Annotated in this window: 18 protein-coding genes; 5 read left to right on the forward strand and 13 right to left on the reverse strand. The window is 70.0% G+C overall.

Annotated features, from left to right (window positions below; genetic code table 11):
- Positions 1–38: 38 nt before the first annotated feature.
- Positions 39–842, reverse strand: a complete 804-nt coding sequence (locus AC07RM_RS26970) for an IclR family transcriptional regulator (protein WP_495336519.1) — start codon at positions 840–842, stop codon at positions 39–41.
- 132 nt (positions 843–974) lie between these two features.
- Here AC07RM_RS26970 and AC07RM_RS26975 point away from each other — a divergent pair, with 132 nt between their 5' ends.
- Entirely contained in the window at positions 975–2,591 is a 1,617-nt protein-coding gene (locus AC07RM_RS26975; protein ID WP_495336520.1) for an OPT/YSL family transporter, read from the forward strand.
- A gap of 43 nt (positions 2,592–2,634) precedes the next feature.
- On the forward strand, positions 2,635–3,699 hold the full coding sequence (locus tag AC07RM_RS26980; protein WP_495336521.1) for an S-methyl thiohydantoin desulfurase domain-containing protein: 1,065 nt from the start codon (positions 2,635–2,637) through the stop codon (positions 3,697–3,699).
- 10 nt (positions 3,700–3,709) lie between these two features.
- Here AC07RM_RS26980 and AC07RM_RS26985 read toward each other — a convergent pair whose 3' ends face one another.
- Entirely contained in the window at positions 3,710–6,010 is a 2,301-nt protein-coding gene (locus tag AC07RM_RS26985) for an NADP-dependent malic enzyme (protein ID WP_093340591.1), read from the reverse strand.
- A gap of 255 nt (positions 6,011–6,265) precedes the next feature.
- Here AC07RM_RS26985 and AC07RM_RS26990 point away from each other — a divergent pair, with 255 nt between their 5' ends.
- On the forward strand, positions 6,266–7,606 hold the full coding sequence (locus AC07RM_RS26990; protein ID WP_495336522.1) for an NAD(P)/FAD-dependent oxidoreductase: 1,341 nt from the start codon (positions 6,266–6,268) through the stop codon (positions 7,604–7,606).
- Between the two features lie 9 nt (positions 7,607–7,615).
- Here AC07RM_RS26990 and AC07RM_RS26995 read toward each other — a convergent pair whose 3' ends face one another.
- The 3 genes from AC07RM_RS26995 to gcl are packed head-to-tail and all read right to left on the reverse strand — an operon-like array spanning position 7,616 to position 11,177.
- Positions 7,616–8,524, reverse strand: a complete 909-nt coding sequence (locus AC07RM_RS26995) for a 2-hydroxy-3-oxopropionate reductase (RefSeq protein WP_057591560.1) — start codon at positions 8,522–8,524, stop codon at positions 7,616–7,618.
- Between the two features lie 35 nt (positions 8,525–8,559).
- Complete coding sequence (hyi, locus tag AC07RM_RS27000) at positions 8,560–9,345, reverse strand: hydroxypyruvate isomerase (RefSeq protein ID WP_495336523.1); 786 nt, start codon at positions 9,343–9,345, stop codon at positions 8,560–8,562.
- Positions 9,346–9,383: 38 nt separating this feature from the next.
- On the reverse strand, positions 9,384–11,177 hold the full coding sequence (gcl, locus tag AC07RM_RS27005; protein ID WP_057591558.1) for a glyoxylate carboligase: 1,794 nt from the start codon (positions 11,175–11,177) through the stop codon (positions 9,384–9,386).
- Between the two features lie 130 nt (positions 11,178–11,307).
- On the opposite strand from gcl, the gene AC07RM_RS27010 reads away from it, so the two are divergent.
- The gene (locus AC07RM_RS27010; protein WP_057591557.1) at positions 11,308–12,210 is read left to right on the forward strand and encodes a LysR family transcriptional regulator; all 903 of its coding nucleotides are present in this window, start codon (positions 11,308–11,310) and stop codon (positions 12,208–12,210) included.
- Positions 12,211–12,226: 16 nt separating this feature from the next.
- Here the strand turns inward: AC07RM_RS27010 and AC07RM_RS27015 are convergent, their stop codons facing one another.
- The 8 genes from AC07RM_RS27015 to AC07RM_RS27050 form a co-directional block, all read right to left on the reverse strand.
- Positions 12,227–13,723, reverse strand: coding sequence for a carotenoid oxygenase family protein (locus AC07RM_RS27015; RefSeq protein WP_495336524.1), 1,497 nt, complete (start codon positions 13,721–13,723; stop codon positions 12,227–12,229).
- Between the two features lie 10 nt (positions 13,724–13,733).
- Complete coding sequence (locus AC07RM_RS27020) at positions 13,734–14,195, reverse strand: DUF2141 domain-containing protein (RefSeq protein ID WP_495336525.1); 462 nt, start codon at positions 14,193–14,195, stop codon at positions 13,734–13,736.
- Positions 14,196–14,335: 140 nt separating this feature from the next.
- Positions 14,336–15,475, reverse strand: coding sequence for an AI-2E family transporter (locus tag AC07RM_RS27025; protein WP_296784460.1), 1,140 nt, complete (start codon positions 15,473–15,475; stop codon positions 14,336–14,338).
- 101 nt (positions 15,476–15,576) lie between these two features.
- Positions 15,577–16,284: a GntR family transcriptional regulator gene (locus tag AC07RM_RS27030; protein ID WP_093340571.1), complete on the reverse strand. Its 708-nt coding sequence runs from the start codon at positions 16,282–16,284 to the stop codon at positions 15,577–15,579.
- Between the two features lie 27 nt (positions 16,285–16,311).
- Positions 16,312–17,640, reverse strand: coding sequence for a C4-dicarboxylate transporter DctA (locus tag AC07RM_RS27035; RefSeq protein ID WP_490876619.1), 1,329 nt, complete (start codon positions 17,638–17,640; stop codon positions 16,312–16,314).
- A gap of 187 nt (positions 17,641–17,827) precedes the next feature.
- On the reverse strand, positions 17,828–20,356 hold the full coding sequence (locus tag AC07RM_RS27040; RefSeq protein ID WP_495336526.1) for a CehA/McbA family metallohydrolase: 2,529 nt from the start codon (positions 20,354–20,356) through the stop codon (positions 17,828–17,830).
- 338 nt (positions 20,357–20,694) lie between these two features.
- Positions 20,695–22,491: a sensor histidine kinase gene (locus AC07RM_RS27045; RefSeq protein WP_495336527.1), complete on the reverse strand. Its 1,797-nt coding sequence runs from the start codon at positions 22,489–22,491 to the stop codon at positions 20,695–20,697.
- Between the two features lie 12 nt (positions 22,492–22,503).
- Positions 22,504–23,130 carry a response regulator gene (locus AC07RM_RS27050; RefSeq protein ID WP_177239234.1) on the reverse strand — a complete coding sequence of 209 codons (627 nt, stop codon included), beginning with the start codon at positions 23,128–23,130 and terminating at the stop codon, positions 22,504–22,506.
- 132 nt (positions 23,131–23,262) lie between these two features.
- On the opposite strand from AC07RM_RS27050, the gene AC07RM_RS27055 reads away from it, so the two are divergent.
- Positions 23,263–23,661, forward strand: a complete 399-nt coding sequence (locus AC07RM_RS27055) for a hypothetical protein (protein ID WP_296784433.1) — start codon at positions 23,263–23,265, stop codon at positions 23,659–23,661.
- Positions 23,662–23,663: the final 2 nt, after the last annotated feature.

Genomic DNA, 23,663 nt, shown 5'->3' on the forward strand with positions numbered 1-23,663 from the left:
CGAAAAACTGCACCGCACACGGGAAAAACCTTCGAAATTCAGGGGACGTTGGCACCGAAAGCGAGCCAATACGGGTCGCCGATGCGCTTGCCCACGTTCGCCGCGGCATCGCGCACCACGGCGCCGTAGCGCTCGACCAGCGGCTCCGACAGCAGCTCGGCCGGCAGCGCGACGCCGAAGGCATAGGTCTGGCGCGTGGCCGCGTCGAACACCGACGACGAGATGCCCGCCACGTTGGTCACGTACTCGCCGCGCGACAGGGCCCAGCCGGTCTCGCGGATCACGGCCAGCCGCGCCATCAGGTCCTTGCGCGTGCGCGGCGCGTCGCCGCGGCCCTGGTCGAGCCGGCCGCCGAGCAGCGCCGTCACTTCCGCATCGCTCAGGCGCGCTAGCAGCGCGCGGCCCATCGCGCTCGAATAGGCCGGCGCGCGGCTGCCCGGCGGCGTGTAGATCTGCAGCGCGCCGGCGCCGGCGCGCATCTGGATCACCAGCGTGTCGGCGCCGTCGAGCACGTTGATGTAGCCCGTGAAGCGGGTCTGGTCGACCAGCGCGGCGAGCGCCTCCTCCACCAGCGAGGCGGCGTTGCGCGAGGCGCGGAAGTGGTAGGAGGCTTCCATGATCACGCCGCCCGGCCGGTAGGCGCGCGTGGCGGCATCGCGGTCGAGGAAACCGTAGCCGGCCATCATGCTCAGCGTGCGCGAGGCCGAGCTCTTGGGCAGGCCCAGCTCGTTCACCACGTCCGTCACCGTGATGTCGCGGCGCAGGCGCGCGATCAGTTTCAGGACGTCCATGGCGTTGGCGAGGGTGCTCATATCTGGGGGCGGTGGATCGAGGGGAATCATAGGTTCGGCGCGCGACAAGGGCAGGGGCTGGGTGCGGGCTCGGGTGAACCGCGCTTGACAGCGCCCGGACCGGTCCTATGATGAGGTTCAATATTATTGCATCAAGTTCCAAAAAATGGAACTACTGAAAAGATGAGCATCGATACCGAGGCCACCGCGCTCGCGCCGCTGCACGACCACACCCCGCCCGCGCTGCACCCCAAGGCCCTGGCACCGGCCAACCTGGTCCTCACGCTGGTGCTCAGCGTGTTCGGCGCCATCGTCGGCATCCAGATGCTCGCGAGCCTGGGCATCACGCCGAGCACCTCGCTGATCGGCGCGCTCGCGGCCATGACCCTGGCGCGCGTGCCGCTGGCCATGTTCCGCGGCTTCCGCTCGGTGCATGCGCAGAACCTCGCGCAGACCAGCATCTCCTCGGCCACCTTCGGCGCGGCCAACAGCCTGTTCCTGCCGATCGGCATCCCGTTCCTGTTCGGCCTGCCCGAGATGGTGGTGCCGATGCTGGTCGGCGTGAGCCTCGCGATGCTGCTCGATGCCTGGCTGCTCTACCGCATGTTCGACACGCCGGCCTTCCCCGCGAAGAACCCGTGGCCGCTGGGCATCGCGGCGGCCGAGGCGATCAAGGCGGGCGACGGTGGCGGCAAGCAGGCCTGGCTGCTGCTGGGCGGCCTGGCCACGGGCGCGCTGGGCGCGGTGTTCAAGCTGCCGATGTCGGCCTTCGGCGTGGCGCTGATCGGCGGCCTGGGCGCGATGACCGCGTTCGGCATCGGGCTGCTGGTGCGCGGCCATGCCCTGCCCTTGACCGGCATCGACATCGGCGCGCTCTACCTGCCGCACGGGATGATGATCGGCGCCGGCATCGTGGCGTTGGCGCAGGTGGGCCGCGTGGTGCTGAAGAAGCACGGCGTCACTGCAGGCGCGCCCGATGCGCGCGGCGCCCGTGCGCTGGGCCGCTCGCTGCGCCTGGGCGGCATCGGCTACCTCGCGATCATGGTGCTGCTGGCCGTGGGCACGGGCGTCTACCACGGCATGTCGCCGGGCATGCTCGTGGGCTTCGTGCTCTACGGCACCTTCGCGGCCTTCGTGCACGAGCTGATCGTGGGCATCGCGGCCATGCATTCGGGCTGGTTCCCGGCCTTCGCGGTGGCGCTGATCTCGCTCCTGATCGGCATCCTGATCGGCTTTCCGCCCGAGGCGCTGGTGGTGCTCGCGGGCTTCTCGGCCGCCACCGGGCCGGCCTTCGCCGACATGGGCTACGACCTCAAGGCCGGCCACCTGCTGCGAGGCGAGACCTCGGGCACGGCCTTCGAGACCGCGGGCCGGCGCGAACAGATGATCGCCGGCATGGTGGGCTTCGCGGTGGCGATCGTGGTCGTGGCCTGCAGCTGGCGGCTGTTCTTCGCCAACCACCAGACGGCGCCGATCAACGCGGCCTACGTCGCGGCCATCCAGGCCGGCATCTCGGGCGACACCGCGCGCAACCTCGCGCTGTGGGCCGTGCCGGGCGCGCTGCTGCAGCTCGCGGGCGGCGCGCGCCAGCAGCTCGGCGTGCTGTTCGCCACCGGCCTGCTGATCGCGAGCCCGCTGGCCGGCTGGATGGTCGCGGCCGGCATCGCCTGCCGGCTGCTCGTGCAGCGCGTGCTCGGCAGCGCCGCGCGCGAGCGGCTCGAGGTGTTCGCGGGCGGCGTGATCGCGGGCGACGCGCTCTACAGCTTCTTCTCGGGCGCGGTGAAGAGCCTGCGCAAGTAGCCATCCCTTCTTCTCATTCGTCACACACAGGAGCCATGCATCCATGAAACGCAATCTGACCCCCGACGACGTCCGCGCGGCCATCTGGGGCGGCGCCATCCTCGGCGGCGGCGGCGGCGGGCTGATCGCGGCCGGCGAGCGCGCCGCCACGCTCGCGTTGCAGGTCGGCACGCCGCAGCTGTGGAGCGTCGACGAGTTCGAGCCCTCGGCGCTCACCGCCACCATGGCGCTGGTCGGCGCGCCGGCCGCGCCCGATCCGCATGTGCAGCCCGCGCACCTGCTGCGCACGCTCGAGCTGCTGCGCCGCGAACTGCCGCCGGGCCGTGAGCTGGTCGGCCTGCATGCCAACGAGAACGGTGCCGAGACCACGGTCAACGGCTGGTTCCATGCCGCGATGAGCGGCCTGCCCGTGATCGACCTGGCCTGCAACGGCCGCGCCCATCCGTCGAGCGTGATGGGCGCGCTGGGCCTGCACACCGAGCCCGGCTACCTCTCGGTGCAGGCCTATGCGGGCGGCGAGCCGCAGCGCTACGTCGAGGGCGTGGTGTCGGGCCGGCTCGAGCGCACCTCGGCCGTGGTGCGACGCGCCTCGGTGGAGGCGGGCGGCCTGGTGGCGGTGGCGCGCAATCCGGTCGAGGTGGGCTATGCGCAGCGGCACGGCGCGCCCGGCGCGATCAGCCATGCGATCGCGTTGGGCCAGGCCTGGCTCGACGGCGGCGTCGATGCCGTGGCGCGCTCGCTCGAGGGCCGCATCGTGGCCGAGGGCACGGTGCGCGGCTACCGCTGCGAGCAGCAGGAGGGGCTGGACGTGGGCGTGGTCGAGCTCGACGATGCAGCGCGCACCGTGCTGCGCTTCATCAACGAATACATGCTGCTCGAGCAGCAGGGCCGGCGCGTCGCGCGCTTCCCCGACCTCGTGATGACCTTCTCGGACGAGGGCCGGCCGATGGTGTCGGCCCATGTGCGCGAGGGCGCGCGCCTGCGCGTGCTGGTCGCGCCGCGCGCGCGGCTGCTGCTGTCGCGCACCATGTTCATGCCCGAGCTCTACCGGCCGCTCGAGCAGTCGCTCGGCGAGGCTTTCGCACCCGCCGAGGACGCCGTGGTCTGAAGCGACCCGCTTACTTGTCGACCGTGACCTTCGCCACCGCCAGCGCCGTCATGTTGATGATGCGGCGCACCGTCGACGAGGGCGTGAGCACGTGCGCCGAGCTCGCGGCGCCCAGCAGCACCGGGCCCACCGTGATGCCGTTGGCGCCGGTCATCTTCAGCACGTTGTAGAGGATGTGGGCCGAATCGAGGTTCGGGCACACCAGCAGGTTGGCCTCGCCCGAGAGCGTGCTGTCGGGCAGCGCGGTGCGGCGGATCTCTTCCGAGAGCGCCGCGTCGCCGTGCATCTCGCCATCGCATTCGATGTCGGGCGCCATCTGCGCGAACAGGTCGCGCGCCAGCCGCATCTTGCGGCCCGAGCCGCGCGAGGAGCTGCCGTAGTTCGAGTGCGAGAGGAAGGCGACCTTCGGCGGCAGGCCGAAGCGGTGGATCTCCTCGGCCGCCATCAGCGCGATGCTGGCGAGCATCTCGGCGCTCGGGTCTTCGTTCACGTTGGTGTCGGTGATGAAGATGGTGCGCTTGTCGAGCGTGAGCGCGTTCAAGGTCGCGAAGCCGGGCGCGCCGCGCTTCAGGCCGATCAGGTCGCGGATGTGCTCGAGGTGGGCGTCGAAGCGCCCGACCATGCCGCAGATCATCGCGTCGGCGTCGCCGAGGTGGATCATCAGCGCGGCGATCACGGTGTTCGAGCGGCGCACCGCGGCCTTGGCGGCCTCGGGCGTCATGCCGCGGCGGCCCATGAGCTTGTGGTAGCTCTCCCAGTAGATGCGGAAGCGCGGATCGTCCTCGGGGTCGACCACCTCGAAGTCGGTGCCCAGGCGGATGTGCAGGCCGGCCTTCTTGATGCGCGTCTCGATCACGGCGGGGCGTCCCACCAGGATCGGCCGTGCCAGGCCTTCGTCGACCGCGTACTGGGCCGCGCGCAGCACGCGCTCGTCCTCGCCCTCGGCATAGGCCACGCGCTTGGCGGTGGCCAGCTTGGCGGCGGTGAACACCGGGCGCATGAACATGCCGGTCTGGTAGACGAAGCGCGTGAGGTGCTGGCGGTAGGCATCCATGTCCTCGATCGGGCGCGTGGCCACGCCCGAGGCCTGCGCGGCCTTGGCGACGGCCGGCGCGATGCGCAGGATCAGGCGCGAATCGAAGGGCTTGGGAATGATGTAGTCGGGGCCGAAGGCGAGCTCCTGGCCCGCGTAGGCGGTGGCCACTTCCTCGCTGATGTCGGCCTTGGTCAGGTCGGCGATCTCGCGCACGCAGGCCAGCTTCATCTCTTCCGTGATCTTGCTCGCGCCGCAGTCGAGCGCGCCGCGGAAGATGTACGGGAAGCACAGCACGTTGTTGACCTGGTTCGGGTAGTCCGAGCGGCCGGTGGCGATGATGCAGTCGGGCCGCACGGCCTTGGCGAGCTCGGGGCGGATCTCGGGCTCGGGGTTGGCCAGCGCCAGGATGATCGGCTGGCGCGCCATGGTCTTGACCATGTCGGCCGTCATCACGCCCGGGGCCGAGCAGCCGAGGAACACGTCGGCGTCCTTCACCACGTCGGCCAGCGTGCGCGCGCCGGTGTCGGGCTGCGCGTAGCGCGCCTTCGATTCGTCGAAGCCGCCCGCGCGGCCGGTGTAGATCAGGCCCTTGGAGTCGCAGGCGTGGATGTTGGCGGGCTTCACGCCCAGGCCCACCATCACGTCGAGGCAGGCGATGGCGGCGGCGCCCGCGCCCGAGACGGCGATCTTCACGTCCTCGATCTTCTTGTCGACCAGTTCCAGGCCGTTGATCAGCGCGGCGGCCGAGATGATGGCCGTGCCGTGCTGGTCGTCGTGGAACACCGGGATGTTCATGCGCTCGCGCAGCTTCTTCTCGATGTAGAAGCACTCGGGCGCCTTGATGTCCTCGAGGTTGATGCCGCCCAGCGTGGGCTCGAGCGCCGCGATGATGTCGACCAGCTTGTCGGGGTCGTTCTCGGCCAGTTCGATGTCGAACACGTCGATGCCGGCGAATTTCTTGAACAGGCAGCCCTTGCCTTCCATCACGGGCTTGGCGGCCAGCGGGCCGATGTTGCCCAGGCCCAGCACGGCCGTGCCGTTGGTGACCACGCCCACGAGGTTGCCGCGCGCGGTGTATTCGGCGGCGGTGGACGGATCGGCCGCGATGTCGAGGCAGGGATAGGCCACGCCCGGCGAATAGGCCAGCGACAGGTCGCGCTGGTTCAGCAGGGGCTTGGTCGGGGTGATCGAGATCTTGCCCTTGACGGGCGAACGGTGGTACTCACGGGCAGCTTCGCGCAGTGCTTCTTCTGCCGGTGACAGGGGGGCGGCCATGGAAAGTCTCCTTGTTTCTACGGGCGACGAGGCTACCGCAAAAGCGCTACCTCTTCTTGCCAGGGCGATGCCGAAAAAGCCTGAACCCATAGCGGGCGTGGGAGAGAGCGGGTGCGCCGGGCCCGCAACGGGGGCCCGAAACGGGTTCGACGCGGCCCGAGGGTTGGCTAAACTGCGCTTCGGCCGGTTGCGGCCCTGCCGCGAGGGCGGCTTCATCCTCCACATGACAGAACGACAACAAGAGGCTTGCAGCGAATGACTTCCGGACCTTTCACCAGCACCGAACCCGACGTCGTGGTCATCGGCGGCGGCCCCTCGGGCTCCACCGTGGCCGCGCTGCTCGCGGACAAGGGCCACGACGTGGTGCTGTTCGAGAAGGCGCAGCATCCGCGCTTTCACATCGGCGAATCGCTGCTGCCGATGAACATGCCGCTGTTCGACCGGCTCGGCGTGCGCACCGAGGTCGAGGCCATCGGCATCCGCAAGCACGGCGCCGAGTTCGTCTCGCCCTGGCACGACCACAGCAGCCATTTCGACTTCGGCGAGGCGATGGACAAGAGCTTCCCCTACGCGGTGCACGTGCGCCGCTCGGAGTTCGACGAGCTGCTGTTCCGCCATGCCGGCAAGCGCGGCGCGCGGACTTTCGAGGGCCAGCGCGTCACGGGCGTCGACATGGACGCCGGCAAGGGCACCCCCGACAACCGGCCGCTCGTGAAGATCAAGGCCGACGACGGCACCGAGACCGCCTGGCGCCCGCGCTTCGTGATCGACGCCAGCGGGCGCGACACCCTGCTGTCGAACCAGTTCGACGCCAAGCAGCGCAACCGCAAGCATGCGAGCGCCGCGCTCTACGGCCATTTCGCCAATGCCGAGCGCCGGCCGGGCCGCTTCGAGGGCAATATCTCGCTGTTCTGGTTCGACCACGGCTGGTTCTGGTACATCCCGCTCAAGGACGGCACCGTGAGCGTCGGCGCGGTGGCCTCGCCGGCCTACTTCAAGCGCCGCCAGGGCGCCTCGCTCGAGGACTTCCTGATGGAGACCATCGCGCTCGCGCCCAAGCTGGCCGCGCGATTGAAGAACGCCACGCTGATGGAGGGCGCCACCGCCACCGGCAACTACGCCTACGACTCCAAGTTCTGCCGCGGCGACCGCTTCATGATGGTGGGCGACGCCTATGCCTTCGTCGACCCGATGTTCTCCTCGGGCGTCTACCTCGCGATGAACAGCGGCTTCGAGGCCGCGACGGCCGCCGACCTGTGGCTGCGCGGCGAGGCCAGGGAAGCCGAGCGCGCGTTCCGCCACTACGAGAAGGTGATGAAGCGCGGGCCGAAGATGTTCTCGTGGTTCATCTACCGCATCACCTCGCCGGCGATCCGTCGCCTGTTCATGGCGCCGCGCAACGTCTGGCGCATGCAGGAGGCGCTGCTGTCGATCCTGGCCGGCGACCTGTTCCGCGACACCCCCATCGGCCCGCGCTTCTGGGGCTTCAAGGTGACCTACTACGCCTCCTGCCTCGGCATCCTGCCGCAGGCCATCAAGACCTGGGCCTGGCGGCGGCGCAACCTCAAGGAATCCCTCGAGGCTGCGAAGACCTGAGCCGCAGGCTCAGTCCGGCGCCACCGTGTGCTGCGCCAGCGCTTCCAGCGCACGCACCAGCGCCGAGTGGTCCTGCTGCCCATGGCCCAATGCCGCGCAGGCGTTCATCAGTTGCGCCGCGCCGGCCGTCTGCGGCAGCGCCACGCCCAGCGAACGCGCGCTCTGCAGCGCGAGGTTCAGGTCCTTCTGGTGCAGCGAGATGCGGAAGCCCGGCGCGAAGGTGCGCTTGATCATGCGTTCGCCATGCACCTCGAGGATGCGCGAGCTCGCGAAGCCGCCCATCAGCGCCTGGCGCACCTTGGCCGGATCGGCGCCGGCCTTGCTCGCGAACAGCAGTGCCTCGCCCACGGCCGCGATGTTCAGCGCCACGATGATCTGGTTGGCCACCTTGCAGACCTGGCCGTCGCCCACGCCGCCCACCAGCGTCACGTTCTTGCCCATCTTCTCGAGCAGCGGGCGTACGCGGCCGAAGGTGCCTTCGTCGCCGCCGCACATGATCGTGAGGCTCGCAGCCTTGGCGCCCACCTCGCCGCCCGAGACCGGCGCGTCGATGTAGCCGCAGCCCAGCGCCTCGATGCGCTGCGCGAAACCCTTGGTGGCGATCGGGTCGATCGAGCTGCAGTCCACCACGATCTTGCCCTTGCTCAGGCCCGCGGCCACGCCGTCGCGGCCCGGTTCGCCGAACAGCACCTTCTCCACGTCGGGCGTGTCGGGCACCATCACGAACACGATGTCGGCCTGGCGCGCGACCTCGACCGGCGAGGCGCAGATGGTGGCGCGCGAGATGAAGGGCTCGGGCGTGTTGCCGTGCGTGTTCACGAACAGCTGGTGGCCGGCCTCGAGCAGGTGGCCCGCCATGGGCGCGCCCATGATGCCCAGGCCGATGAATCCGATGCGTTGCGATGCTTGTTGCGTCATGTCTGAGGTTTCCTTGAATCTTGTGGTGTCGTCGTTCACTGCGCGCGGGTCAGCGCCTCGCGCCAGCCCAGGCCTTCGGCGGTGGTGGCGCGCGGCTTGTATTCGCAGCCGATGAAGCCGTCGTAGCCCAGCGCATCGATGTGCTGGAACAGCCACGGGTAGTTGATCTCGCCCGTGCCCGGCTCGCCGCGGCCCGGGTTGTCGGCCAGCTGGATGTGGCCGATACGCGCGAAGTGCTTCGTGAGCGTGTTGCCCAGCTCGCCCTCGGTGCGTTGCGCGTGGTAGATGTCGTACTGCACGCGCAGGTTGGCCGAGCCCACCTCGTCGATCAGCGCGATCGCCTGCTCGGTGCGGTTGAGGAAGAAGCCGGGAATGTCGAAGGGGTTGATCGGCTCGACCAGCAGGCGGATGCCCGCCGCCTCGAGCTCGGAAGCGGCGAGGCGCAGGTTCTCGACCGCCGTGCGGTGGGCGATGTCGTGGCTCACGCCGGCCGGCACCTTGCCGACCAGGCAGTTGACCTGTGGGCAGCCGAGGGCCGTGGCGTAGTCGATGGCCATCGCGATGCCTTCGCGGAACTCGCCGGTGCGGTCCGGATGGCAGGCGATGCCGCGCTCGCCCTTGTCCCAGTCGCCGGCCGGCAGGTTGTGCAGCACCTGCACGAGGCCGTTGGCGCGCAGCGCGGCGGTGAGGTCCTTCTTCTCGAAGGGGTAGGGGAACAGGTACTCCACCGCCTCGAAGCCCGCCTTGGCGGCGGCCTCGAAGCGCTGCAGGAACGGCAGCTCGGTGAAGAGCATGGTGAGATTGGCTGCGAACTTGGGCATGGTGTGGTCCTTCGAATCGATCCGGTGATGGCCCGTGCTCAGTCCAGCAGCACCGCCGCCACGGCGGTGGGCGCATCGGCCGGCGTTTCCGCGAGCGGCTCGAACTCGGTGATGTTGTCGATCTCGGTGCCCATCGCGATGTTGGTCACGCGCTCGAGCATCACCTCGATCACCACCGGCACGCCGTGCTCGGCCATCAGCGCCTCGGCGCGGCGGATCGCGGGGGCGATCTCTTCCTGGCGGTTGACGCGGATCGCCTTGCAGCCCAGGCCCTCGACCACCTTCATGTGGTCCACGCCGTAGCTGCTCTCGATGCCGGCGTCGGGGCCCGCGTTGATGTTGTCGAAGGCCAGCTGCACGCAGTAGTCCATCTCGAAGCCGCGCTGCGCCTGGCGGATCAGGCCGAGGTAGGAGTTGTTGACCACGATGTGGATGTAGGGCAGCTTGAACTGCGCGCCCACCGCGAGCTCCTCGATCATGAACTGGAAGTCGTAGTCGCCCGAGAGCGCGACGATCTTGCGCGTGGGGTCGGCCGCGCGCACGCCGAGCGCGGCGGGAATGGTCCAGCCCAGCGGGCCGGCCTGGCCGCAGTTGATCCAGTGGCGCGGGTTGTAGACGTGCAGGAACTGCGCCGCGGCGATCTGCGACAGCCCGATGGTGCTGACGTAGCAGGTGTCGTTGTCGAAGTTGTTGTTCATGCACTGGTACACGCGCTGCGGCTTCATCGGCACTTCGTCGAAGTTGGTCTTGCGCAGCATGGTCCTCTTGCGCTCGATGCAAGCGTTGGCCCACTCGCGGCGGCTCGGCAGCCGGCCCGCGGCCTTCATCTCCTCGGCCACCTGCACGAACAGCTCGAGCGCGGCCTTGGCATCGGAGACGATGCCGAAGTCGGGCGTGAACACGCGGCCGATCTGCGTGGGCTCGATGTCCACGTGCACGAACTTGCGGCCCTTGGTGTAGACGTCGACCGAGCCGGTATGGCGGTTGGCCCAGCGGTTGCCGATGCCCAGCACGAAGTCGGAGGCCAGCATGGTGGCGTTGCCGTAGCGGTGGCTGGTCTGCAGGCCGCACATGCCGGCCATCAGCGGATGGTCGTCGGGGATCGAGCCCCAGCCCATCAGCGTGGGGATCACGGGCACGCCGGTGGCTTCGGCGAAGCGCACCAGCAGTTCGCTCGCGTCGGCATTGATGACGCCGCCGCCGGCCACGATCAGCGGGCGCTCGGCCGCGTTCAGCATCTCGATCGCGCGCTCGATCTGGGCGCGGCTCGCGGCCGGCTTGTAGGGCTTGAGCGGTTCGTAGCTGTCGATGTCGAACTCGATCTGCGCCATCTGCACGTCGAAGGGCAGGTCGATCAGCACCGGGCCCGGGCGGCCCGAGCGCATCAGGTGGAAGGCCTGCTGGAACACCTGCGGCACCTGGCCGGGTTCGCGCACCGTCACCGACCACTTGGTGACCGGCTTGGAGATCGACTCGATGTCGACCGCCTGGAAGTCTTCCTTGTAGAGGCGCGCGCGCGGTGCCTGGCCGGTGATGCACAGGATCGGGATCGAGTCGGCCCAGGCCGAGTACAGGCCGGTGATCATGTCGGTGCCCGCGGGGCCCGAGGTGCCGATGCACACGCCGATGTTGCCGGCGACGGCACGGGTGTAGCCCTCGGCCATGTGCGAGGCGCCCTCGACGTGGCGCGCGAGGATGTGCGCGATGCTGCCGCGTTGCCGCAGCGCCGAGTACATCGGATTGATGGCGGCACCGGGCACGCCGAAGGCCTGCGTCACGCCCTCCTTCTCCATCACCAGCACGGCGGCCTGGACCGCGGTCATCTTTGCCATTGAAAGTCTCCTTGAAAGCTTGGGTCCACTGTAGGAAGCGGGGCGGATTCCAAGAAGACGGCACGGGACCATAAAACCTATTCCATTGCGGAATAAGTGATTAGGATGGCGGCGATCCGAAGGAGTGGCGATGGACCGGCTGTTGGCAATGGAAATGTTCGTGCGCGTGGTGGAGACCGGCAGCTTCTCGAAGGCCGCGCTCGAGTTCCACACCACCCAGCCCACGGTGACCAAGCAGATCGCCGCCACCGAGGCGCGCCTGAAAGTAAGGCTGCTCAACCGCAACACGCGCGGCGTGAGCCTCACCGAGCCCGGCGCGCTCTACTACGAGAAGTGCAAGTCGATCGTGCGCGACGCCGAGGAGGCCGACAGCGTGGTGCAGCTGCGCCAGAACCAGGCCCAGGGCCTGCTGCGCGTCGGCACCTCGGTGGCCTTCGGCCGCCGCGTGGTGGTGCCGCTCGCGCTCGAGTACATGCGCCGGTATCCGCAGGTGCAGATCGACCTGAGCTTCGAGGACCGCTACGTGGACCTGATCGCGCAGGGCATCGACGTGGCGGTGCGCATGGGCAAGCTGGCCGATTCCTCGCTGGGCGCGCGCTACCTGGGCGCCAACCCCTGGGCCATGGTCGCCTCGCCGGCCTACCTCAAGAAGCACGGCACGCCCAGGCGCGCGCAGGACCTGAGCGCGCACGTGGCGCTGATCTACAGCAGCGTGGTGGGCGACGAGTTCTGGCGCATGCACACGCCCAAGGGCGAGCCGGTGACGGTGCCGGTGTCGGGCCGCTTCCGCTCCAACAACCTCTCGGCCGTGCTGGCGGCCGCGCGCGACGGCCTGGGCATCGCGCTGATGCCGCGCTACGTGGCCAGCGAGTCGCTGGCCGCGGGCAAGGTGCGCGCGGTGCTGGCCGACCATGCGCTGCCCGAGCAGGAGATCCACGCCGTCTTTCCCTCGCCCAAGCTGGTGCCGGGCAAGGTGTCGAGCTTCGTGGCCTTCCTGCAGGGGCGTTTCGACGAAGGCTGGTGGGACGCCTGATGCGTCCCCTCGCGCCTCAGGCCTTCACGAAGGCCCCGTGCAGCCCCAGCGGCAGCGCATAGGGCAAGGTGGCCTGCGCCACCGGCCCCGCCGCGAGGTGGTCCGCCGCGAAGCAGGACAGCACCGTGCACTTGCGGCCGAAGTCGAGCGAGGTGCCCAGCACCCAGCCCGGCTTCCTGCCGTCGGGCACGAACACATGCTCCTCGACGATCGATTGCGCGCCATGGACGAAGCGCTCGCTGCGGCCGCTCTCGACGTCGGTGCGCGCCACCGCCTGGAAGCCCGGCACGTCGGGCCGCGTCAGCGTGGCATGGATCACCTGGCGATGGCGCAGGCCGACGCGGCGCGGATCGATGCGCGGGAACTCGGCCTCCTGCGGCAGCACCTTCTGCGTGGCCCGGCCGGCGGCCAGGTCGAGCGTGGCGACGGTCAGGCGCGGTTCGTTCTGGCGCACGCGGCGTGCGCGCATCAGCTCGCGGTTGGTCGTGAACACCGACTCGGCGTCCTCGGTGCGCACGTAGTCGATGTGGATGCGCGGGCCGCGCGGCGTGTCTTCCTCCCAGGCATTGCCGACGTGGAACAGGAAGCCGGCCGGCAGGGTCAGCAGCTGGCGCCGCTCCCAGTCGCGCTTGTCGACCACCAGCGCGCGCATGCCGAGCTCGGGCCGCCAGACATGGGCATCGAGGAAGCTGGCGCCGGCCTCCTTGCGCTTGCCGTCGTACACCAGCGGCGGCATCAGGAACACCAGGTGCCGCTCGGTGACGGCGAAGTCGTGGACCATCGGCAGGTCGGGCACCGGCACTGCGGCGGCGCGGCGCAGGCCGCCCTCGGGCGCGATCTCGTAGAGCGCGAGCAGGCTCGCGCCCGAGCTCACGCCGAAGTTCCAGACCGTGCCGTCGGGGTCGACCTTCGGGTGGGCCGAGAACGGCATGCCCGCGAGGTCGGCGCGCCAGGTCTTCAGGCCCAGCGTATCGAGCGTGCGCGCATCGAGGCGCGTGGCCGAACCGCCTTCCCACAGCGCCAGCACCTCGCCCTGCAGCGGCAGCACGCTGGTGTTGGCGACGTTCATCGCGTCGGGCGAGGCCGGCGGCTCCGCGCCCGGCGGCACGGTGCCGAAGGCCTCGACCAGCCGGCGCCCGGCGCGCAGCTCGGCCACGCGCTTGGGCGTGGCCACGTAGCGGCCCTGGTGCAGCACCTCGCCGCCCGCGATCGCGAAACGGTGCACCATGCCGTCGCCGTCGAACCAGTGGTGGTAGCGCTCGCCGCCCAGGTCGTGGCCGGTGGGGCCGACGCGGAACAGCGTGCCGGCCACCGCGTCGGGGAAGCGCCCGCGCACTGTGGCGCGGGTCGGCGGCAGGTCGCCGGGCGGCGTGGCGAAGCCGATCTTCCAGGGGGCGTCGGCGGCCTCGAACTGGGCCTGCCAGTTCTCCTCGCCCGCTGCTCGGGCCCAGGGTGCGAGCAGGGGCAGGGCGCCGGTGCCGGCCAGCAGGCGCAGCAGTTCGCGTCGTTGCATGGCGGCCTCCTCAGCGCAGGTGGATGGCGCTCTGCAGGTCGGCGTCGACGCCGATCGCCGCGGCCTCGAAGTCGGGCGCGCCGAGCTTGCCCCTGGCATCGTTCGAGAAGCCGTAGCGCTCGGTCGGCAGGCCCACGAGGTTGGTGTCGAGCTTGCCGTTGCCGTTCTCGTCGGCATAGGCGCGCACCGCATAGCGGCCCGGCGGCAGGCCCGCGAACACCACGCGCGCCTTGCCCTCGCGCAGCGGCAGGCTCTGGGAGGCCAGCGGCTTGCTGGCGCCGAAGCTGGCGGCATCGGCATACAGCGCGATGTAGAGCGTGGCCTCGGTGGCCGGGCCCTCGGCCACGTTCAGGCTGAGGTCGGCGGCCCGCGCGCTCAGCGGCGCGAGCGTGGCGGCCGCGAGGGCGGCGACGGCGGTCGCGGCGTACAGGGTGCGCGCGGCCGGGCGGGGCAGGAAAGCGGGAAGGTGCATGGCGGTCCTCGTCGTGGTGGATGAAAGACCCGACGATCCCAAAGGCGGCGGCCGCTGCCCAGCGCCATGCGACGGAATGCGCGAATGCACGCGCGAAATGCGCGCAGGCCGGCGCGAACGGCCGGCCCCCGGAGCCGGCTTCAGCCCTTGTGCTGGCCCTTGTGTTGGCCGCCGTGCTGGCCGTGGTGGCGGCCGTCCTCGGCCTCGTCGGCCGGCTTTTCGTGGCCCGTGCCCACGTGGCCCGAATCGGCGAACAGGCTCCAGGCCGCCATGAACAGCGCCGCCACCACCGGCCCGATCACGAAGCCGTTGATGCCGAAGATCGCCATGCCGCCGATGGTGGACATCAGCACGATGTAGTCGGGCATCTGCGTGTCCTTGCCCACCAGCACCGGGCGCAGGATGTTGTCGACCAGGCCGATCACGAACACGCCGACGAAGATCAGGATGCCGCCCTGCCAGAAATGGCCGGTGGCGAGGAAGTAGATCGCCACCGGGCCCCAGATCAGCGCAGCGCCCACGGCGGGCAGCAGCGACAGGAAGGCCATCAGCACCGCCCACAGCAGCGCGCCCTGCACGCCGAGGAACCAGAACGCCAGCCCGCCCAGCGCGCCCTGCGCCACCGCCACCGCCACGTTGCCCTTGATGGTGGCGCGGATCACGGTGGTGAACTTGTTGAGCAGGTAGTGCGTGTGCGGCTTGGCCAGCGGCAGCGCGTCGCGCATGGTCTTCGACAGCGAGGCGCCGTCGCGCACCAGGAAATAGAGCAGGTACAGCATCACGAAGAAGCTGACCACGAAGTCGAAGGTGTTCTGCCCGATGGCCAGCGCCTGGCTCGCGATCAGCTGGCTGCCCTGGCCGGCGATGGTCGAGATGCGCGCCTGCCAGGCCGCCGCGTCGCCTAGGTTGAAGCGCTCGACCAGGTTCAGCAGCCACTGCGGCGTGGCGGCCAGGATCTGCTGGAAGTAGGCCGCGAAGTTGATCTGCCCCGAGCGGATGCTCTGCGTGACCAGCGCCACTTCCTGCACCAGCGACACGCCGATCATCGCCAGCGGCAAGATCACGATCACCAGGCAGATCGCGAGCGTGGACAGCGCCGCCGCATTGGGCTTGCCGCGCATCTTCCTGAGCAGCCACTTGTAGAGCGGCGTGAACAGGATCGCGAGCGACACGCCCCAGAGCACCGCGCCGAAGAACGGCATCAGCACCCACAGGAAGGCGACGGTGACGATGGCGAGCAGGGCGAGGAACACGCCGCGCTGGAGTTGGGGAGAGTTCATGGTTGACCCGGACTGTAGCCGAGCCCGCCGGGCCGCCTCTGTAGTCGCGGGCCCCTTCGTGCGCCGCCGCCGGCGGCCGGCGCGGACCTAATGCACGTTTCTCAGCGCTTGGCGCGCGGCAAGGCCACCGGCGCCAGCGTGGCGCGCAGCCGTGCCGAGGCATCGGGTTCGGCGCTGGCCTCGACCTCGAGCGCGCGCTCGACGTTGCCGATGTGGGCCAGCATCAGGCTGCGTGCGCGCGCGCTGTCGCCGCGCTCGAGCGCGGCCACGATCGCCTCGTGCTCGGCGCAGGACTGGCCGGCCTCGTGCTTCGACTGGTAGAGCGTGGCCGCCAGCGTGGTGCGCGCCGTCAGGTCGCGCAGCACGTCGACCAGCAGCTGGTGGCCGAGCTGCTCGGCCAGGCAGACGTGGAAGTCGGCCAGCAGGAAGGCGCGGGTGGCGGCGTCGGCGCCTTCCACCGCGCGCTGTTCGTCGGCGATGTGGTCGCGCAGCTTGCGGATCACCTTCGCCAGCGGCCGGCCCTCGGGCTCCGAGAGGATGCCCGACTCGATGATGCGGCGCGCGCGGAAGGCGTCGCGCGCCTCCTCGGCCGAGGGCTCGACCACGTACCAGCCGCGGCGCGACTGCACCTCGACGAAGCCGCGCGCCTGCAGCTGCATCAGCGCCTCGCGCACCATGGTGCGGCTGACCGCGAAGTTCTCGGCCAGCGCCTGCTCGCCGAGCCGCTCGCCGGGGGCGAGCTTCTGCGCGAGGATCGCCTCGACCACGCGCTCGGCGATGACGGTGGGGCTGACTTCGGTGGTGCTCATCGGTGGCGGGGCGGCGGGTGGCTTGCTTCAGTGGCGTTCGAGGGCGGCGCCGACGGGCGGCGCGCCGGATTCTGCCAGCGCCGGTTCATCGGGTGTCGCGCGGCCGTCGAGCACCGCATGGGCGCGCTCGCGGTCGATGTCGCCTTCCCAGGCGGCGATCGCCACCGTCGCCACGCAGTTGCCGATCAGGTTGCCGAGCGCGCGCGCGATGCCCATGAACCAGTCGACCGACAGCACCAGCACCAGCCCGATCGCGGGAATGGCCGGAATCGCATGCAGGGTGGCGGCCAGCACCACGATCGCCGAGCCCGGCACGCCGTGCGCGCCCTTGGAGGTGACCAGCGAGATCGCGAGGATCGTCAGCAGGTCGGTCATGGTGATCGGCGTGTTGGTGGCCTGCGCGATGAACACCGCCGCCAGCGTGATGTAGATCGAGAAGGCGTCGAGGTTGAACGAGTAGCCGGTGGGGATCACCAGGCCCACCGTCGAGTCGCGAATGCCCATGCGGCGCAGCTTGGCCATGATCTGCGGCAGCACGCTGTCCGACGAGGTGGTGGCGAACACGATCGCGAGCTCTTCGCGCAGGTAGCGCAGCAGCTTCCAGAGGCTGAAGCCCGACATGCGCATCACGAAGCCCAGCACCACGAACACGAACACCAGCACCGCGAGATAGAACAGCGCGATCAGCATGCCGAGCTGCTTGAGCGAGCCCACGCCGTACTGGCCCACCGTGAAGGCGATCGCGCCGAGCACGCCCAGCGGCGCCAGCTTGATGAGGATGCCCATGATCTTGAACAGCACCAGCGAGAGCGCGTCCACCACCACCGCCACCGGCTTGCCGCGCTCGCCGAGCAGCGACAGCGCGCAGCCGAACAGCACCGCGAACAGCAGCACCTGCAGCACGTCGCCGGTCGCGAAGGCGTTCACCACCGTGGTGGGGATCAGCTTCATCAGGAACTCGACCGTGCCGCCGCTGGTGAGCTTGTCGGCATTGGAGGCATAGGCACTCATCGCGGCCGGGTCGAGCTTGCCCGGATCGACGTTCATGCCCACGCCGGGCTGGAACACGAAGGCCAGCACCAGCCCCATCGCCAGCGCGATGGTGGTGAGCAGCTCGAAGTAGATCAGCGCCTTCACGCCGACGCGGCCCACGCGCTTCAGGTCGCCCGCGCCGGCGATGCCATGCACCACCACGCAGAAGACCAGCACGGGAATGATCATCTTGATCAGCTTGATGAAGCCGTCGCCCAGCGGCTTGAGCTTGACGGCGAACTGCGGGGCCAAGAGGCCCAGCACCACGCCGATCAGCAGGGCGAGCACGACCTGGCCGAACAGGGAGCGGGTGAAACGACGCATGGCAATCTCCTGTGTTATTTGCATGCAAGTCGTCGGAAATCTTGCATACAAGCAATGTAGGCAAGAAAGGGCCTGGGTTGGCAGAGGGTATTCCCGGGCCTGTGGGAGCCCTTCTCCGCGCGTCCTCATGCGCCGGCCCATGAAAAATGCCCCGCGAGCGGGGCATCGGGCGTTGAAGCGGGGGCCGTTACTTCGTGGCCAGCAGGAACACCTGCTGCGTCTGGTCACGCTGCAGCCGCGTGGCGTTGCGCGTGCTCGCGAAGGCGATGACACCGCCCGAGGTCACCGGCCAGGTGTTGATGCCGGAGCCCTTGAGCAGCGTGCCGGTGTCCCAGCCCGCGGGCTTCTTGTAGACCGCGGTCATCACGCGCCAGCGCCAGTCGGCCGAGCGCGAGTCGAACCAGACCACGCGCACCGAGCCGTCCTTGTCCACGCCCAGGCGCGGGCGCTGGCTCATGGTGGTCGGCTCCGCGGCCAGCACCGTGGGGGCCGAGAAGGTCGCGCCGCCGTCGCCCGACACCGCCGCGAGCACCGCGATGTTCTTGCCGGCCGGCTCCTGCTCCTTGCTTTCCCAGGCCACGACCAGGTCGCCGTTGCCGCCGAAGATCACGTCGGGATGGCGATCGGCGCGGTCGGTGGCGCCGAGGCTCACGGGCGTCTTCCAGGCGCCGGCGGCGTCGCGCACCGCGACCTGCACCTGCCAGTCGTCGGGGTTCGAGCCGTCGCCGTAGGCGGCGGCACCGGTCCACAGCGGATCCTGGTCGTTGCGGTTGTCCTGCCAGGCCACGGCGACACGGCCATCGGCCGCGACCGTCAGGTTCGGCAGCACGGAAGCCGGGTAGTGCGGCGAGCGCGTGTCGTCGAGCACGCCGGCGTCGACCGACTTGCCGGCGCGCGAGAGGTTGCGCGGCTGCGCGTCGGTGCCGACCTCCTGCACCATGATGTCGAAGGGCTGGTCGGCCTGGATCTCCTGCCAGGCCAGCACCGGCTTGCCGCTCGCGGCCACGGCGACGTCCGGATGCTCGGCACGGCCCTCGAGCGAGCGCACGGTGTCGGTCGAGGCCCAGGTCGCGCCGCCGTCGGCCGAATGGCGCAGGTTGATGACCGGGCGGTGCGGCACCTGCACCGCGTCTTCCTCCCAGGCCACCCAGACGTCGTTGCCGCGCACGGCCACGCGCGGGAAGCGCGCCTGGCCCTTGCCGCTCAGCGTCTGGCCGGCATCGCTCCAGACGCCCTTGGCATCGCGGCGGCGGTAGACCACCGTGCTGGTGGCATCGCCATGCATCTCGGTGACCACGTGCGTCACGCCGTCGACGGTCACGAGGTCGGGGAAGCCGGCGAAGTCGCCGCGCGCACCGGCGACGCGCAGGGCGCCGTCGGCCACGCTGTCTTCCTTCGGCACGGCGATCTCGGCCTTGGCCTCGACCGGGGCCGGCGAGACGAAGATCGGCGACACGGCCGCCTTGAGCTCCATCGCGGCCGCGGCCGGCGGAATCGGCACGTTGATGCCGCGCACCTCGACGCGGTACCAGTCGGGCTGCGAGCCGGCGGTGATGTCGACCGTGTAGGTCTCGTCGTCGCGGGTCGGCTTGAAGGTCTTCATCGGGCCGGCGCTCTTGCCGGGCATGCGGAACAGCAGCACGTCCATGCCGGCAGCGCGCTGCACGCCGATGCGCAGGTGGCCGGTGGTGCCCGCGGGCACGAAGACCTCGTCGCCGCTCATGGCGGTGTAGCCGCCGCCCTTGAGGTCCGTGGTCATCGAGACGCCGGGGCCGGTCGGGTTGATCGACAGGCTGGTGTAGCCCGCGCGCAGTGCCTCGAGAATGCCGCGCTCGTTGTAGCCCTTGGCCAGCACCTTGGTCACCGGCATGCCGGGGCTGTTGAGGTAGGGCGCGCCCCAGTACTCGCGGAAGTGGTTGTCGCTGGCGCCGGCCACGCCGAAGCGGAAGCCCGCGTTCCAGCGGTTCTCGGCGTAGTCCATCTGCTTGTCCGGGCTCTTCGAGCGGTTCCAGACCTCGACCAGGTTGACGCCCTGCACGTTGGCATTCACGTTGGGCGTGCCGTCGGAATTCGTCTCGCCGTCGTCGGCATGCGCGACCGACCAGATGGCGCCCTGCGCGTGCGCATCCCAGATCGACTGCTGGACCAGCGCGAACTGCGCGCGGTCCGGATGCATGGCTCCCTGCTCGACCGAGTCCACGCCGCCGAGCGCGATGGCGTGCGGCTTGCCGTTGGCTTCCTCGCCGCGGATCAGCAGCAGCGACGACGATTCCCACAGCGGGTCGTAATGCTGGTCGTAGGTGCGGTGGTCGGTGAAGGGCACGAAGTCCAGGCCGGTGCGGCCGGCCTGGCCGATCTGGTCGGCCAGCGAGAGGTTGCCCTTGGCCTTGTCCTTGTTGAGCTGGCGCGGCGCGCTGCCGTCGTCGGAGTGGTCGTCGTGCACATGGGTGTCGCCCTTGAACCAGGTGCCGGTGGGCGCGGCGTTCGCGGCCAGCGAGAACTTCGCCACCACGTTGCGGGCCTGGTCCATCGTCAGTTCGCAGACCTCGGTGCCTTCGCAGGCGCCTTGCCAGCCGTCGAAGACCGAGCCGCGCGCGGCGGTGGCGATGAGCTTGACGCTCGCGCCCTGGGCGTAGTCGGCGCTGCACTGGGTGTCGCAGGCGAGCGCGGTGTCGAGCGACTCCACGTCGCCGTGGCCGTCGCCCTGCAGGCTCACGGCCGCGGCGTGGCGGGCGTTCGGGTCGTCAGGCGTGCCGGGGCCGCCGGAGCCACCCGAACCCTGGTCGGCGGGCGGAGGAAGAAAAGCGAATCCGCTGTTGCCCGAGCCGCCCCCGCACGAGGCGAGAAAGACTGCGCAGGCCACCGCGAGGAAGCGTTTGGAAAAAGACTGGGGCGTCGTGAACACCATGAACCTCTGGAAAAGAAGACGGGTTCCGCAAGGCAGGGCTGCGCTGCGGGAAGAGTTCCGTCGAAATGAAAACCAAAGGATGGTGTTTGTTCGTTACATCGCCATGAAAAATATTCAGTCTAATTTTCAACTCAGATAAATAAAACTCAAATCCGGGCCGACGGTGCCAGCAGCGACTCGATCGTCGCGCGCAATGTCTGCGCATCCACGGGCTTGTGCAGCAGCGGCCAGCGCGTGGCGCGCGCCTCGCGCAAGGCCTCGGACGAGGTCTCGCCCGTGATGAAGACCACCGGAAACTCGCCATGCAGTTCGCGCAGCCGCGCGACCAGTGCCGGCCCGTGTTCGTTGCCGCGCAGCCGCAGGTCCGCGATCAGCAGGTCGGGGCAGCCGCCGGCGTCGAACAGCGCCGCCGTGCCGGCGGCATCGAGGGCGGCGCGCACCTCGAGCTGCCAGGCCTGCAGCAGGGTCGTCATGCCGCGCACGATGTCGGGTTCGTCGTCGACCAGGTAGATCGTCGGCCGGCCGCCGGTCGTGGCCTCGAGCGCGGCGGCCGGCGGTGGCAGCACGGCGGTGGCCACGGGCGGCGGCGTCTCGCGCACGCCGGGCATGCGCACTTCGAAGCGGCTGCCGGCGCCGAGCCGCGAGCGCAGCGAGATGCGCGCGCCGATCAGCACGACCAGCCGCTCGACGATCGCCAGCCCCAGGCCCACGCCCTGGCTGCGGTCGCGCCCCGCGTTGCCGAGCTGGTAGAACTCCTCGAAGATGCGGTCGTGCTCGGCGGGGGCGATGCCCCTGCCGCTGTCCTCCACCACCAGGATGGCGCACAGGCCGTCGTGCCGCAGCCGCACGCGCAGGCCGCCGCGCTCGGTGTACTTGATGGCGTTGTCGATCAGGTTGCGCGCGATGCGCAGCACCGCGGTGGGATCGCTCTCGAGCGTGACGGGCCGCAGCTCGCGCGTGAAGTACAGCCCCTTGGTCGCCGCGGCCGCCTCGAACTCGGCGCAGACGCTCGCGATCACCGCGTCGAGCGCGAAGCGCTGCCGCACCGGCACGTAGTGGCCCGAGGAGAGCTGCGACAGGTCGAGCAGCCCGTGCAGCAGCGCACCGAGCGAACGCACCAACTGGTCGATGTGCGCGGCCACCTCGTCCAGCGTGGCCGGCGTGGGGCTCGCGGCCAGGATCGCGCTGTAGACCGACAGCGCGTGCAGCGGCTGGCGCAGGTCGTGGCTCGCGGCCGCGAGCACGCGCGTGCGCGCCAGCGCCGCGGCCTCCGCGCGCGTGACCGCCGCCTGGACCTCTTCATTGCTGCGCTCGAGGTGGCGCACCATCTCGTCGCGCTCGCGCCGGATCGCCACCGAGCGCGTGAGCAGCTTCTCGTTCTCGTTGGCGGCGAACAGCAGCGCCAGCATGTAGGCGATGGTCATGACCGCGGAAGCCAGCAGGTGCTCCGGATGCAGCACCACCCAGGCGGTGGAGGTGGGCACGAGGATCGCGGCGGCATAGGTGCCGGCAACGAGGCGCGAGGAGATCGAGACCGCGACGCCGATGGCCGGCAGCGCGACCAGGATGAAGGTCAGGAAGGTCTGGTTCAGCGCGCTGAGGTCGGGGTTGAACAGCGGCAGCATCACGCCGGCCTCGGCACCGGCCAGGAAGGCCAGGGCGACCTGCTGGCGCAGGGCCTGGCGCAGGTCGAGGCGCGAGAGCCGCCGCAGCACGTGCCAGGCATGGGCGGCGCGCGCGCCCTCCATGCACAGCACCGCGACGGCCCACAGCGCGAACTCCGCGAGCGGCACCTGCGGCAGCAGCACGAAGGCCGAGCCGCCGACCAGCAGGGCCTGCGCCAGCGGTATGCGCAAGGTCACGCGCGCATGCAGTTCGACGAACTCCCGCCGCAGCTCGTGTTCGAACGAGGCCGCGGCGGCAGGGGCGGGTATCGCTCGCACGGGGCCCGCGGGCTACGAAGGACGCGGCAGGTCCAGCAGGCCGAGCCGCCCCGCGGTGATCACGGCCTCGGTCCGGTTGTGGACGTCGAGCGCCTCGAACAGCCCGCGTATGTATTCCTTGACGGTGTATTCGGACAGCCGCAGCTCGCGTGCGATCGTCTTGGTCGGCAGGGCCCGGGCCAGGCCGCGCAGCACGTCGAGCTCGCGCGGGCTCAGCGCCGGGCGCCGGGGTGCCACCGCGACGGTGCTCAGCACTTCCTCGGGCAGATGGATCTGGCCCGCCAGCACCCGTTGCAGCGCCTGCGTCAGGGTCGCGGGCGGCATGCTCTTGGGCACGAAGCTCATGGCGCCGGCATCGATGCAGGCATGCACGGTCGCGAGATCGCTGGTGGCCGAGACGATCACCACGGCGACATCGGGCGCGGCCGCCTTGAAGGCCGTGAGCGCATCGAGGCCGCGTTCGCGCGCGAGCGTGAGGTCGAGCAGGCAGACGGAGAGATCGGGATGTTCGGCGGCGAGCGCGGTCGCCTCGCCGAGGGTGGCGGCCTCGTAGACGGCCGCGCGGCTTTCCATGCCGGCGAGCAGCAGGCGCAGACCCGCACGGAACAGTGCGTGGTCGTCCACGACAAGAATCTTCATCTTGTGCCTCTCCCTGCGCGGGGCCGGTGCTGGCTGCGCGGCCGCGTTTTTACACCATCGAGGGGGCTGGCGGCGCGTTGGCCCCTCGCATGAGGGGATGTGCGGCGGGCGCGGAAAAACTATGGTCGGCAGATGACGCTCAAGCGCCTTCATCAATTGCTGCGAGTGGCTTCGCACCTGCTGGACCAGGCGGCGGACGACGCCCACAAGACCCGGCTCCAACCCCTGTCCGACAACATCGAAAGAATAGGCCGCGCGCTGATCGAGGTGATGGAGGTGCAGCGGCAGATCCACCTCGTGCAGCCCGAGCTCAGGCTCCGCTCGCTGGCCGCGCCGCCGCGCGAGCGCGATGCCATCCTGCTGTTCGCGCGCTGCATGGCGGAGGCCATCGAGCTCGAGGAACGCGGCGAGACCCTGGCCGCCATCGCGACCTACGAATGGTTCATGGGCAATTCGCGCTCGCTCGCGCGGCGGGCGATCGCGAAGGCGCAGATACGGCGGCTGTCTTCGGCGTCGGAGCCGACGCGCTGAGC

The organism is Variovorax sp. GW821-FHT09B05 (assembly GCF_059418265.1).

What these genes read in the sequence shown, in the direction of transcription:
- hyi (WP_495336523.1), bottom strand. Translation starts at nt 9,345, where the DNA reads ATGCCCAAGTTCGCAGCCAATCTCACCATGCTCTTCACCGAGCTGCCG.
- AC07RM_RS27020 (WP_495336525.1), bottom strand. Translation starts at nt 14,195, where the DNA reads ATGCACCTTCCCGCTTTCCTGCCCCGCCCGGCCGCGCGCACCCTGTAC.
- AC07RM_RS27030 (WP_093340571.1), bottom strand. Translation starts at nt 16,284, where the DNA reads ATGAGCACCACCGAAGTCAGCCCCACCGTCATCGCCGAGCGCGTGGTC.
- gcl (WP_057591558.1), bottom strand. Translation starts at nt 11,177, where the DNA reads ATGGCAAAGATGACCGCGGTCCAGGCCGCCGTGCTGGTGATGGAGAAG.
- AC07RM_RS26980 (WP_495336521.1), top strand. Translation starts at nt 2,635, where the DNA reads ATGAAACGCAATCTGACCCCCGACGACGTCCGCGCGGCCATCTGGGGC.
- AC07RM_RS27055 (WP_296784433.1), top strand. Translation starts at nt 23,263, where the DNA reads ATGACGCTCAAGCGCCTTCATCAATTGCTGCGAGTGGCTTCGCACCTG.
- AC07RM_RS26985 (WP_093340591.1), bottom strand. Translation starts at nt 6,010, where the DNA reads ATGGCCGCCCCCCTGTCACCGGCAGAAGAAGCACTGCGCGAAGCTGCC.
- AC07RM_RS26990 (WP_495336522.1), top strand. Translation starts at nt 6,266, where the DNA reads ATGACTTCCGGACCTTTCACCAGCACCGAACCCGACGTCGTGGTCATC.
- AC07RM_RS26975 (WP_495336520.1), top strand. Translation starts at nt 975, where the DNA reads ATGAGCATCGATACCGAGGCCACCGCGCTCGCGCCGCTGCACGACCAC.
- AC07RM_RS27025 (WP_296784460.1), bottom strand. Translation starts at nt 15,475, where the DNA reads ATGAACTCTCCCCAACTCCAGCGCGGCGTGTTCCTCGCCCTGCTCGCC.
- AC07RM_RS27035 (WP_490876619.1), bottom strand. Translation starts at nt 17,640, where the DNA reads ATGCGTCGTTTCACCCGCTCCCTGTTCGGCCAGGTCGTGCTCGCCCTG.
- AC07RM_RS27015 (WP_495336524.1), bottom strand. Translation starts at nt 13,723, where the DNA reads ATGCAACGACGCGAACTGCTGCGCCTGCTGGCCGGCACCGGCGCCCTG.
- AC07RM_RS26995 (WP_057591560.1), bottom strand. Translation starts at nt 8,524, where the DNA reads ATGACGCAACAAGCATCGCAACGCATCGGATTCATCGGCCTGGGCATC.
- AC07RM_RS27010 (WP_057591557.1), top strand. Translation starts at nt 11,308, where the DNA reads ATGGACCGGCTGTTGGCAATGGAAATGTTCGTGCGCGTGGTGGAGACC.
- AC07RM_RS26970 (WP_495336519.1), bottom strand. Translation starts at nt 842, where the DNA reads ATGATTCCCCTCGATCCACCGCCCCCAGATATGAGCACCCTCGCCAAC.
- AC07RM_RS27050 (WP_177239234.1), bottom strand. Translation starts at nt 23,130, where the DNA reads ATGAAGATTCTTGTCGTGGACGACCACGCACTGTTCCGTGCGGGTCTG.